Source organism: uncultured Polaribacter sp. (assembly GCF_947503875.1).
Classification (GTDB): Bacteria; Bacteroidota; Bacteroidia; order Flavobacteriales; family Flavobacteriaceae; genus Polaribacter.
The window spans coordinates 199,061-211,998 of sequence record NZ_CANNFH010000003.1 but is presented as its reverse complement, the minus strand read 5'-3'; the positions used below and the strand labels follow the sequence as shown (position 1 = coordinate 211,998).

Here is a 12,938-nt window from a genome sequence, read left to right as displayed (position 1 = left end):
AATTATGTTACAACCAATTGATATTCAACAGAAACTAATAGAAATTAGAGGTAAACAAACAAATTCTGAGCAAGTACTATCTTGGGTACAAACTATTTTTAATGAAATAGATATTAAACAAGATTCTGTTTTAGAGCGACTTTCTAAATCACCTATAAACCGAACTTTAAATTCTTTTAATATTGATAAAGTATCTGCAGATGCAATTTTTCACATTTCACAGATAGAAAAAATTTGTGTTGACTACCGTTTACGTTTTTTAGATACAAAATATTTTAAAGGAGATTATCCGCAAGATGTTGTTTCTAAAATTAATCAGATAGAAGAGGAGCATAATACCATTTTAGACGGTTTTAAAATTATAGCACCATCAAAATTATTTACCTTGAATGAGGCAGATGATCCTTTGTTATTTGCACCAATGGGAAATGGATATTATTATTTAATACACAAATGGGGGACAGATTTACACCCATTGAGAAAAGCAAAATTTTGGGCAATTAAAAATGTGGAAAATTTATTAATAGCAGTTTTACTTGCCAGCGTATTTGGTACTTTTATCACGAAGGACTTATTTTATGGAGACATGTCTAACTTTGGCGAATTGGCAATTTTATTCTTGTTTTTTGTAAAAGGAATTATTGGTATGTTTTTCTTTTACGGGGTAGCATCTGGTAAAAACTTTAGTGCATATTGTTGGACTAGTAAGTACAATAAAATATCTTAACTATTTATTTACTTTTAACTCAATTAATAATTGTAAATTTGCACGCAATTATACTTTAATTGCACATGACAGCACACGAAAATAAAATTGTAGGAGAAGGATTAACATACGATGACGTTTTGTTAGTTCCTGCCTTTTCTGAAGTACTTCCAAGAGAAGTTAACATTCAAACAAAATTTACCAGAAACATTACTATAAATGTACCAATTGCTTCTGCAGCAATGGACACAGTAACAGAATCTGCCTTAGCTATTGCAATTGCTAGAGAAGGTGGAATTGGTGTTTTACACAAAAATATGACTATTGCGCAACAAGCACAAGAAGTGAGAAGAGTGAAACGTGCAGAGTCTGGGATGATTTTAGATCCTGTAACCTTACCTTTAACGGCAACTGTTTCAGATGCAAATGCCAACATGAAAGAACACGGTATTGGAGGAATTCCTATTGTAGATGATAATGGGATTTTAAGAGGTATTGTAACCAACAGAGATTTACGTTTTGAGCATGAGAGTAAAAGACCTATTGTGGAAGTGATGACAAGTGAAAACTTGGTTACAGCTGCTGTTGGTACTTCTTTAAAAGATGCAGAATTAATATTGCAACAACATAAAATAGAAAAGCTTTTAATTGTTGATAAAGACAACGTTTTAAAGGGGTTAATTACTTTCAGAGATATTACAAAAGTTACCCAAAAACCAATTGCGAATAAAGATTCTTTTGGTAGGCTTAGAGTTGCAGCTGCCTTAGGTGTTACAGGTGATGCTGTTGAAAGAGCAGAAGCCCTTGTAAATGCAGGTGTAGATGCTGTAATTATAGATACAGCTCATGGGCATACAAAAGGTGTGGTAACTGTTTTAAAACAAGTAAAAGCTAAGTTTCCAGATTTAGATGTTGTTGTGGGTAACATTGCTACAGCTTCGGCTGCTAAATATTTAGTAGAAGCTGGTGCAGATGCTGTAAAAGTTGGTATTGGACCAGGTTCTATTTGTACAACAAGAGTTGTTGCAGGTGTTGGTTTCCCACAGTTTTCTGCGGTATTAGAAGTTGCAGCGGCTATCAAAGGTAGTGGAGTGCCAGTAATTGCAGATGGAGGAATTCGTTATACAGGAGATATACCAAAGGCGATTGCAGCAGGTGCAGATTCTGTAATGTTAGGTTCTTTATTGGCAGGTACAAAAGAATCTCCAGGAGAAACAATTATTTACGAAGGAAGAAAATTTAAGTCTTATCGTGGAATGGGTTCTGTTGAAGCTATGAAACAAGGTTCTAAAGACAGATACTTTCAAGATGTAGAGGCAGATATTAAAAAATTAGTTCCAGAAGGAATTGTTGGAAGAGTGCCTTATAAAGGAGAACTTTTTGAAAGTATACATCAATTTATTGGTGGTTTACGCGCAGGAATGGGCTATTGTGGCGCAAAAGATGTGGCTACATTAAAAGAAACAGGGAAGTTTGTTAGAATTACCGCAAGCGGAATTAATGAAAGTCACCCTCATGATGTTGCAATTACGAAAGAATCTCCTAATTATAGTAGAAGGTAGAAATAGAATTATCTTATAAATTTTAAACCCCCAAGAATTTAATTCTTGGGGGTTTTTATTCATTTTTTAGAATTTAACTTAAATATTTTATAAATCTATTTACAATAACTTTTTTATTTACTTTATAACTAGTTTTCCGTATTTAGAAATGCTTTCTACAATTATTAATTAGCCCTATATTAACAGCGCTTTAAAAAGATACTTTTTCATTTCTATTTTTACCCGTTTTTAAATTTGGATTCTAAAAAACGGCTGGACTTAAATCTTGTATTTCCCAATTTAATATAGTTATATTTTGGTGCTTAAAACTTTTTCTTAAGAAAAATAATTGGTAACATGTTTTTATAAATTCCTATGGTTTATTTAATACTAAATAAACCTTTACCTGTATGGGTATAATATTTTTTTGATTATTTTTCAAAGTTAAAAATATTAGACACGCAAATGCCCATCTCCAAAAATATAGTATTTGTTGGTCACCAATTCTTTTAAACCTAATGGGCCTCTGTGATGTAACTTATCTGTACTTATTGCCAATTCTGCACCAACACCTAATTCTCCACCATCTGTAAAACGTGTAGATGCATTTTTATAAACAGCAGCACAATCTACTTGTTGCATAAATTTGTTTGCATTATCATTATTTTTAGTCATTATTGAAGCTGAATGACCACCTGAGTTTTCATTAATAATAGTAATAGCTTCCTCTAAATCATCAACAGATCCAAGACAACATTTTAAAGCTAAAAATTCCTGTTTCCAAATACTTACATCCTTTATTAACGTAGCCTCTTTTAGAGTATCTTTTACTTTTTTATCTACTAATATTTCCACCTTTTTTTCTTTTAAAATAGCTTCTAGCTCTCTTAATTTCGCGTTATAATTTGTAATATTTGAATTGATTAAAATTTTATCTAAAGCATTGCAAGCGGAAATTTTATCTGTTTTTGCGTTAATAATTACATTTAAGGTTTTATCCCAATCTACATTTTTATCAACATATATAAAATTATTTCCTCTACCACTAATTAAAACAGCACATGTTGCATGTTCTTTTACAAAAGAAATTAACTTTTCTCCACCTCTTGGTACAATTAAATCTAATTGTTCTTTTGGGTTTTTTAAAAAGGCTTGTGTTTCTTCTCTGTTTAGTTGCATTAACTTTATGTAATCTGTAGGTAGATTATTTTCAATTAATGCTTTATGCCAGAAAGACACTAAAACTTTATTACTATTTATAGCTTCTTTACCACCTTTTAAGAGTATTTTATTATTAGCTTTTAAGGCTAAAACAGCTGCTTCTATGGTTACATCTGGTCTAGATTCGTAAATAATCATAATAGTACCAAAAGGTGCAGTTTTGTTGGTTACTTGTAAGCCGTTTGCTAAATATTTATCACTTATAATTTGATTTACTGGGTCTTCTTGTGCTTTTACTTCATTGATGGCTTTTATCATTCCATCAATTTTTTTATTGTTTAAAATGAGACGGTCAAACATAGCTTGATCTTCTTTTGAAAAAGCATCTAAATCTTTTTTATTTGCTTGTAATAATTCTTCTCGATTATTATCGAGAATTTTTGTCATACTTATTAAAACGTTATTTTTTAGTTCTGTATTTATTAATTTCATCTCTTTTATTTTTATAAGGCTACTTTTGTTCCGACAGATTTTCCATCGATAATATCAATAATTGTATTATCTCTTTTTCCATTGGCAATAAAAGTAGGAATATTATTAGCAGCAGCTTTTTGTGCATAATCTAATTTAGAACCCATTCCACCTCTTCCTTCACCTGGTTTTTTATTGTTTTTTTGGATGTATTTATTTAAATTTTCATCAGGATTTACATCGGATATTAAATCACTATTTTTGGAATCTGGATGACCAGTATACAGGCCATCAATGTCTGTTAAAATAATTAATTTATCAGCATTAATTAACTGTGCAATTAAACTCGCCAATTCGTCATTGTCAGAAAACATAGACATGGTTACAGAAACTGCATCATCTTCATTAGCAATAGGTATAACTCCTTCAGACATTAAACCTTCGCAACAATTAATCATATTTTGCCTGTGAACTCCTGGACTAAAATCTCTTTTTGTAGGTAAAACCTGTGCGCATTTCATACCATAATCGTTAAATAAGTTATAGTAATGACGCATCATTCTTGGTTGTCCAATGGCAGAATAAACCTGTCTTCTTTGTGGCTCATTTTCTATGGAAGATTCTCCTAAAACTTCTCTACCTGCAATTACAGATCCAGAAGAAACTAAAATGGTAGAAATACCTCTTTCATACAATTCTGCAACTTGCTTTACCAAGCGTCTTAAAACAGGTCTCACAATTCTGTTATCTCTATTTGTCATTACATTTGTACCTACTTTAATAACTATTCTTTCTTTGTTCATTTTTAATTTTCTTTACCCAGTTCTACAGCTCTATTAAAAGCAGCAAAAGCGGCATCTTTAATTAATTCGTTTACATTATTATCTTCCATTGAATCTAAAGCAGCACGTGTTGTGCCTCCTTTAGAGGCTACTTTTTCCATCCAAGAATTAGGGGAAAGGTTAGATTGATTAAAAAGTTCTACAGCACCTGTAAAGGTTTGGCTTACTAAAACAGTTGAATCGTTTTTAGAGAAACCCATTTTTAATGCAGCTTCCATCATACTTTGCATAAAATAAAAAACGTAAGCTGGTCCACTTCCAGAAATACCTGTAGATGCATCAATAAATTTTTCACTGGTAACTTCCATAGATTTTCCTGTAGTATCTAACAGACTTTCTACAGTTAATTTTTCTATTCGAGAAACTTCTTGAGAAGTAACGTAAGAAGTTAATCCTTTACCAATTTGAGCAGGTAAATTGGGCATTGCCCTTACAATTTTTGTTAATCCAGAATATTTTTTAATATTGTTAATATGTACACCAGCCATTATAGAAATTAAAACTTGCCCTGGTTTTGTAAACGATTTTAAAGCTTTAAATAAATTCTCTGCATGATAAGGTTTTACAGCAATAAAAATAATATCTGCTTTAGGCACACAGTCTTCTAATTCTTTAAAAGCGTCGAAATGAGATATTTCATTCAGTGCCTCTAGTTTTTCTTCGGAATTGTCTAAAACCATAATATTTTTTTTCTTTAATAATTTTGATTTCGACATTCCTTCTGCATAAGTTAAGCCCATATTTCCTGCTCCGATAACTAAAATTTTCATTTTTACTTTTTATTATTTGTTATTAATTATTTACTTTTTTTTATGAAGAGTCATTTCTATTTTGTTTGATTCAAAGCCATTTTTTTCGAAAAGCTTTATAGCTTTGTTCTCTTTTTTTATATTTAAAGTGATGTTACCATTGCAATAATTTATAGATTTTTTAATTAGCTTTGTAGCGTAGCCTTTTTTCCTGTAGTTTTTATGAATCGCTAAATAAGTCATTAAATTTTCTGATTGATATTCACTCATACCAGTTTTATTAATAACTACCGCACCAATAATTTCATCACCTTTTTTCATTACAAATGTGTAACCTCCTAAACTAGTAATTTCTTTAGCAGCATAATTTAAAGAGTTGAGAATAGCTTTTTTTGGATCTTTACAATCCTCTAAATGTTCGTGTAGAAAGTTGGTAATTCTATTAATGTTTAAGAATGACATCCTGTTGAAGGCATCAAAAATTTCAATGGTCATTATCTATGATTTAATGTTTTTATAAAACGTTAAAGTGATTGCTATAATAAGCTAATAAGAAATAGGGGATAAATAAAAATATTTATCTAAACAAGGAAAAAATACAAGTAATAATGTATTTAAAATAAAGGGTGAGGAGGTATAAATTTTTTAGTTTGATTTCTAAAAACTAAAAAGTTGAAATTAAATATTCTGAAGTTTCTTGCTTTGTGTATCCTAACTGTCACATTGCAAAACTATAAAAATGAATACCCAAAAACAAATTGTAATAGGTTTATAATATTTAATTGCGATAATATTACTCTGATGATTGTTTTATTGAGATGTTGATAAATACAGTTCGTAATTTGTATAGAATTTAAAGTGTAAATTTATACACTTTCTTTTAAAACTGCAATTTCATCCCTTAATTTTGCAGCTTCAATAAAGTCTAAAGATTTTGCAGCGGCTTCCATTTTTTTACGCGTGTCTCTTATGCGTTTTTCAATTTCTTCTTTAGGTAAATATTGCAAATCTTGTTCTGCAGCCACTTGTTTTGCATTGTCATAATGATAACTAGAAACTGCAGATTTGGTTAAAGTATCTTCTATTTTTTTGTTGATTTGTGTTGGTGTAATATTATGTTTTGTATTGTATGCAATTTGTTTTTCCCTTCTTCTATCGGTTTCATCTATGGTTTTTTGCATACTATCTGTTACTTTATCAGCATACATTATTGCCAAACCATTTACATTTCTTGCAGCTCTACCCACAGTTTGTGTTAACGATTTTACGTTTCTTAAAAAACCTTCTTTATCTGCATCTAAAATTGCCACTAAAGAAACCTCTGGTAAATCTAAACCTTCACGTAATAAGTTTACACCAATTAAAACATCAAACAAACCTTTACGTAAATCTTGCATTATTTCTACACGCTCTAAAGTGTCAACATCAGAATGTATGTATCTACATCTAATATCTACTCTTGTAAGGTATTTGGTTAATTCTTCTGCCATTCTTTTGGTAAGTGTTGTAGCTAAAGTTCTTTCATCTTTTTCTACACGCAATTGAATTTCTTCAATTAAATCGTCTATTTGATTCAGACTTGGTCTTACTTCAATTGGTGGATCTAATAAACCTGTAGGTCTAATTACTTGCTCTACAAAAACACCTTCTGTTTTTTGTAGTTCATAATCTGCAGGAGTTGCAGACACAAAAATGGTTTGATTTTGGATAACCTCAAATTCATCAAACTTTAAAGGTCTATTATCCATTGCAGCAGGCAAACGAAAACCATATTCCACCAAGTTTTCTTTTCTGCTTCTATCTCCACCATACATGGCATGGGTTTGTGGCACAGTTACATGGCTTTCATCTATTACCATTAAATAATCGTCTGGAAAATAATCTAGCAAACAGAAAGGCCTTGTACCAGGTTCTCTGCCATCTAAATATCTTGAGTAGTTTTCTATACCAGAACAATACCCTAATTCACGTATCATTTCTAAATCGAATTCTGTGCGTTCTTTAATTCGTTTTGCTTCTAAATGTTTACCAATTTCATTGAAAAAATCTACCTGTTTCATCATATCTTCTTGAATCTGATGAATGGCATTTTGTAAAACATCTGGAGAGGTTACAAATAAGTTTGCAGGATAAATATGTAGTTCTTCAAAAGTATTGATTATGGCATTGCTTTCTAAATCGAACAATTCTATTTCTTCAATTTCATCACCAAAAAAATGTACACGATAGCCATTATCTCCATAAGAAGGATAAATGGTAACTACATCTCCCTTTACTTTAAAAGTACCGCTTTTAATTTCATGTTCTGTTCTAGAGTATAAACTTTGTACCAATTGATGTAGAAATTTTGTTCTACTTATCAATTGCCCAACTTCAATAGGAATTACGTTTTTTTTAAATTCCGTAGGATTTCCTATACCATACAAACAAGAAACAGAGGCAACAACCAAAACATCTCTTCTGCCAGAAAGTAGGGAAGAAGTGGTGCTTAAACGTAAGCGCTCAATATCTTCATTTATAGATAAATCTTTTTCTATATAAGTCCCTGTTACAGGAATGTATGCTTCTGGTTGATAATAATCATAGTAAGAAACGAAATACTCAACCGCATTTTCTGGAAAAAATTTCTTAAATTCTGAATATAATTGTGCAGCAAGGGTTTTGTTATGCGCTAAAACTAAGGTTGGTTTTTTCACATTTTTTACAACATTAGCAACTGTAAAAGTTTTACCAGAACCTGTAACTCCCAATAAGGTTTGGTACTTCTCGCCACCACTTATTGATTCAGAAAGCTCTTTAATGGCTTGTGGTTGATCCCCTGTTGGAGAAAATTCAGAAACTAATTTAAAATCCATACTGTAAAAATACGGATTGTTATTGTATTTTTATTTTCTAATTAAAGTAAAGTTGCAATTAAAATACAACTTTACTTTAATCAAAAAAATTATCTTCTAAGCAAAGAAAAATGGCCTTTTTTGTTGATTGTTGGTTTTGTGTTATCTGCAGGAATTAAGGTAATATTATACCAATAATCGTCTGAAGATAATAATTTACCATTGTACATACCATTCCAACCACCAGATTCTAGTGGAATTTGTGCTACCAGTTTACCAAATCTATTAAAAATATTAATACTGCTATTTGGGTAAAACTCTCTATTTGCTCCTTTTACTACCCACGTATCATTGGTGCCATCACCATTTGGGGTAAAGAATTTTGGAAATTGAATTACTGATACTTGCAAAGTTGCATCTGGTTTACAACCGTTTTTGTCATTTACAATAATGGTATAAATACCACCTTCTAAATTTTCAAAAATAGGTTCATCTTGAAACAATGTTGTGGTATTTTTATCATCATTTCTTAAAGCAAATTGATAATCTCCTATACCTAGGCTGTTACTTATAGTGTCGATATTAATCGATAAATTATTTTCACTACCAATATTATTTCCTTCATCTACAATGGTTACAAATTCTGGTAATAAAACAGCAGGGTTAGATTCATTTATAGTAATTGTTTCTACTCTAGAGCAATTGGTACCATCTGTAGTTGTTGCAGTTACAGTGTAATTTCCGCCAACACTTATTTCTAAATCTTGCGAATTTCCTAAAATATCTCCATTGGCATTTCTCCATTCGTAGTTATAAATTTCTGCTGGGTTTTCGGCAGAAATGGTTAAAGGCGTATCGTTTAAACAGATAATTTGTGGTGTTGTTATTGTAAAATTTGGTAACGGATTTACAATTACATCAAAACTTCCATCATCATTAATACAGCCTGTAGCTTTATTTTCTATTCTTACAAATATGGTTTCTGTGGAATTTGTATTTGTGTAAGGTGATGAAATTGCTGCAGCTCCAGAAGTTGCATCTGAAGGTGAACTGTGAAAGGTAACAATAAAATCGTCTGGATCTTGAGCTCCTAAAAGTGCAGGAATTTGACTTTCTAAGTCGATGTTTTGTATAATTCCATTGGTATCATCTCCATCAATAGCATCATCACAATAAGATAAATTGGAAACAGGATTAACTTCTGGCTCAGGATTTACAATTACTCTAAAATTAGAGATTGTATTTGCACAGCCTGTGTTGGTATTTACAATTCTAATAAAAATGGTTTCTTGGTTAGGTGTTAAGTTTGAATATGGCGTTACTAAAGGTGTATCTCCACTCTGTGCATTTTCAAAAGTTCTGTGATAAGTAACATTAAAATTGTTTGCATCTTGTGTACCTAAAATACCCAAAGTTTGACTTTCTAAATCTATATTTTGAGAAAATCCGTTTCTTGCAGAACCATCAGCATCATCATCACAAACTTCTAAATCTGGGACAAGATTAGCTTTTGGTAATGGGTTTACCATAATATTAAATGAAGTACGAGCCGTAAAACAGCCACTTGAATTATTGGTAACTCTCACAAAAATCTCTTGAGAATTTGCAACAGTATTTTCAAAAGGAGAGGGAATAGGAGCATTTCCAGAATTAGCATCTTCAGGAGTAACATGATAAGTTACCGTAAACTGACTACTATTTTGAGTACCTAATATGTCTGAATTTTGTGACTCTAAATTAAAGTTTTGCACAATTCCGTTGGAATTATCTCCATCTACGACATCATCACACAATTCTAAATCTAATACTGTTTCTGCTGTGGGTACTGTGTTTATTTGCACAGGGAATTCTCCTAAACCTTCACAATTGTTGTTAACGTTACTCAGGATTTTATAATAAATAGGAAATTGAATTCCGCCAGCTACATTGGTTGTATTATTTTTAGAAATATCATTTCTAAAGTTAGTAATGTCTATTTCATTTAAGGTGTTATTTCTATCTGCTAAACTTTCAAAAAACAGGACTCTTGTGTTGTTAGGCGGATTAATACCACTCATAATATTAGTCTCGTTTAAAGAGAAGTTTGTAATTCCATCTGTATCAGAATTACTACCAGGAGTATTGTTACCATTAGCATCTAAAAAATCATCACAAACAGGAGGTTGTAGATCTGCATAATTATTATTTGGGGTTTCACCAACATTAATTTGTAAAGTAACTATTTCTCTTGTACAGTTTTGAGGTGTAAAAACCTTTACAAATACATTTTGTGTAATATTAGATTGCACAGGATAGGCTGTTATATCTGTAATAGTGTTTGTTCCTCCTGCATCTGTAAAATATTCAAAACGTACATTAGAGGTGCTAGAAATACTAGGTTCTGCAAGTGTTAAATTAACTGTTGGGTTAGTAGTACCTGCAGCCACACAATGTTCTAAAGTGGGATTTGGAAGTAAAACTGGTAATGGATCTACAATTAATTCTAAAGTTAAATTAGCGTCAAAACAAAGGGCATTGTCTACATTTTCAACTCTTATAAAAACGGTTTCAGCATTTGTAACCGAGTAAGTACTATTTTTATCTATTAGTGTACTTGCATCATTACTAGCAGCCCCTATCTGAGAAGTGTGGTAGGTTACATTATATTGTGCGCTATTTAAATCTCCTAAGATTTCTGTATCTTTTGTATTCAATAAAAAGGTATTAATAATACCATCTGTATCGCTAGAACTCTCTAAATTATCACAAATTCTATAAGGTTCTGGTTGTGTAGGAATTGGAAGGCCTGTTACAGCTAAAGTAAATGTAGTAATATCAAAACAAACATCAGCTACAAAAATATTTTGTATTCTAGCATATATGGTTTGTGAACTAAATGGAGTTAAATTTGTAAACTGATTAGGTAAGGCGTTTTCACCTGAATTTGCGTCTGTAGGATTATCAAAATACAACACTTCAAAAAGACCAGCATCTAATCCATTTCTAATTTCATCCGATTTTTCTGCTTGTAAATCAAAGGTATTAAAGCCATCATTATCAGTGTCACAAAAAATAAGATTTTCGGGTGCTGTTGCACTCGCTGACTCAAATATATTTATTTCAAAATTGGCTTCAAATCTTGTGTTATTTCCACACTCGTCTGTTAAGTTTACCTCTAATGTGTATGTACCTGAATTTTCTCGTTGTAAATCGGTTAATGTCAAATTAGGTGTTGTTGCTATTGTATTTCTTATAGTACCATTATTAAAAAACCACTCGTATGTTAAATCTGTACCTGTAAGTGCTTCAGGAATAATAGTTTTACTAGAACCTGTACAAAAACTTAAACTTTGGTTATTAATTATAGTTGCTGTGTCTGAATCTGTAACTTCTATCGGCAGTAATAAAGAGGATAAAAACGGTGGAAGTCCTTGACTAGCGGTAGCAACAGTACCAACATTTACAGATAGATGACTATAATCAGAATTTTCTCCTAATTCATCGGGTTTGTTAATAACGCTAATGGAATTTGAATTGTTGGCAGACCAATATATTTTTCCATCTGGCCCAAGTTGTAAAGCGGCTCTAGAATTTCTGTAGCTTCTTATGGTTGCTCTTGAATTATTTATATCTTCAATTGACTCCTGCTTAAGGTCATACTGATATAGCATAGCATTTAAACTTTGATCGTTAAAAAAACCGGTAGAAACGTATAAAACATTGCTTGTAATAGAAAATTCAACACCATAGCCATCTGAAGATCCATTTCCTGATGTATTTAATCTACTAAGTGAATTTTCTCCATTATAATTGGTAACTACACCAGTTGCAGGATCAAAATCGAAAAGAAAGGTTCCTGCGCTCATATTTGCAGCAACTAACTTGGTTCCATCAGGAGATACTTTTAAATAACCTCTTACATCATCTGTAAAGAAATTACGAATATTACTAATTACAGGGTTTGCAATATCTACTCCTGTTTCATTTACTCTGTAAGCATAAAATTCATTATTCCCTCTAGTTCCAGTTCCTTGAACCATAGAAATAACCCAAAATGTATTACATTCTGTAGCTCTAACAGCAGTAACTTTTTCCGTCCAATTACTATCTTTGTTTTCTGATAAATTAACTGCTCCAGTAGTATCGCCAATAGTTGTATTTATATCTCCTAATCCACCGTTTAAAGACATGTCAATTTCATAGTAAAAAAAACCTGGTGTACCAGGAAAAGGTGAGTTTCCTGTGGCGGTTGTTCCTACTGTAAATAAATAAAAAATATTGGGTTTGCCAGGTGCAGGTACCGTTAATGCAGATTGAGAACTGGAAGAGTCTCCTTTTAAACCTGTGGCATTTGGCATTGGGTTATTATTTCTATCCCAAATGGTTAGATTTCTTGCTTCTCGTAAACTGTCATCATTTGTTGGTGCACCAACATAAAACAGTAAATTACCATCTGCATCAGAAAAAGAAGAACAACCTTCTAAAGTATTTAGCTGACTGCCTGAAACAGGCACAGGAGAACCTGAATTAAAATCTAAAGCTGCACCACTTCCAAAATACCAAAAGTTTGCTTCTTTTTGAGAAAATGCATTTAAAGTAATAAATAATACTATTAGGGGTAATAAATTCTTCATTTGACGGTATTTCAATTTTAA

At 31.5% G+C, this 12,938-nt stretch carries 8 protein-coding genes; 2 read left to right on the top strand and 6 right to left on the bottom strand.

Annotated elements, in window-relative coordinates:
- Window positions 1-4: 4 nt before the first annotated feature.
- Together Q0684_RS05950 and guaB are read left to right on the top strand one after the other, a co-directional pair.
- Window positions 5-727, top strand: a complete 723-nt coding sequence (locus tag Q0684_RS05950; protein WP_299013737.1) for a hypothetical protein — start codon at window positions 5-7, stop codon at window positions 725-727.
- A 65-nt stretch (window positions 728-792) separates the two neighbouring features.
- Entirely contained in the window at window positions 793-2,268 is a 1,476-nt protein-coding gene (guaB, locus tag Q0684_RS05945; RefSeq protein ID WP_299013736.1) for an IMP dehydrogenase, read from the top strand.
- 432 nt (window positions 2,269-2,700) lie between these two features.
- On the opposite strand, the gene Q0684_RS05940 is transcribed toward guaB, so the two are convergent.
- From Q0684_RS05940 to Q0684_RS05915, 6 genes are all read right to left on the bottom strand, one after another.
- Window positions 2,701-3,900 carry a glutamate-5-semialdehyde dehydrogenase gene (locus tag Q0684_RS05940; RefSeq protein ID WP_299013735.1) on the bottom strand — a complete coding sequence of 400 codons (1,200 nt, stop codon included), beginning with the start codon at window positions 3,898-3,900 and terminating at the stop codon, window positions 2,701-2,703.
- A gap of 11 nt (window positions 3,901-3,911) precedes the next feature.
- Entirely contained in the window at window positions 3,912-4,682 is a 771-nt protein-coding gene (gene proB / locus Q0684_RS05935) for a glutamate 5-kinase (protein WP_299013734.1), read from the bottom strand.
- Between the two features lie 2 nt (window positions 4,683-4,684).
- Window positions 4,685-5,491: a pyrroline-5-carboxylate reductase gene (gene proC, locus Q0684_RS05930; protein ID WP_299013733.1), complete on the bottom strand. Its 807-nt coding sequence runs from the start codon at window positions 5,489-5,491 to the stop codon at window positions 4,685-4,687.
- Between the two features lie 30 nt (window positions 5,492-5,521).
- A complete protein-coding gene (locus Q0684_RS05925) occupies window positions 5,522-5,965 on the bottom strand; it encodes a GNAT family N-acetyltransferase (protein WP_299013732.1) in 444 nt (147 codons plus the stop codon).
- Window positions 5,966-6,336: 371 nt separating this feature from the next.
- Window positions 6,337-8,325 (bottom strand): excinuclease ABC subunit UvrB, encoded by a 1,989-nt coding sequence (gene uvrB / locus Q0684_RS05920; protein ID WP_299013731.1) that lies wholly within the window; start codon window positions 8,323-8,325, stop codon window positions 6,337-6,339.
- A gap of 89 nt (window positions 8,326-8,414) precedes the next feature.
- Complete coding sequence (locus Q0684_RS05915) at window positions 8,415-12,917, bottom strand: T9SS type B sorting domain-containing protein (protein ID WP_299013730.1); 4,503 nt, start codon at window positions 12,915-12,917, stop codon at window positions 8,415-8,417.
- Window positions 12,918-12,938 lie beyond the last annotated feature (21 nt).

Excerpts from the sequence above, each read along its gene's own strand:
- uvrB (WP_299013731.1), bottom strand. The coding sequence starts at position 8,325 with ATGGATTTTAAATTAGTTTCTGAATTTTCTCCAACAGGGGATCAACCA.
- Q0684_RS05915 (WP_299013730.1), bottom strand. The coding sequence starts at position 12,917 with ATGAAGAATTTATTACCCCTAATAGTATTATTTATTACTTTAAATGCA.
- Q0684_RS05925 (WP_299013732.1), bottom strand. The coding sequence starts at position 5,965 with ATGACCATTGAAATTTTTGATGCCTTCAACAGGATGTCATTCTTAAAC.
- guaB (WP_299013736.1), top strand. The coding sequence starts at position 793 with ATGACAGCACACGAAAATAAAATTGTAGGAGAAGGATTAACATACGAT.
- Q0684_RS05950 (WP_299013737.1), top strand. The coding sequence starts at position 5 with ATGTTACAACCAATTGATATTCAACAGAAACTAATAGAAATTAGAGGT.
- proC (WP_299013733.1), bottom strand. The coding sequence starts at position 5,491 with ATGAAAATTTTAGTTATCGGAGCAGGAAATATGGGCTTAACTTATGCA.
- proB (WP_299013734.1), bottom strand. The coding sequence starts at position 4,682 with ATGAACAAAGAAAGAATAGTTATTAAAGTAGGTACAAATGTAATGACA.
- Q0684_RS05940 (WP_299013735.1), bottom strand. The coding sequence starts at position 3,900 with ATGAAATTAATAAATACAGAACTAAAAAATAACGTTTTAATAAGTATG.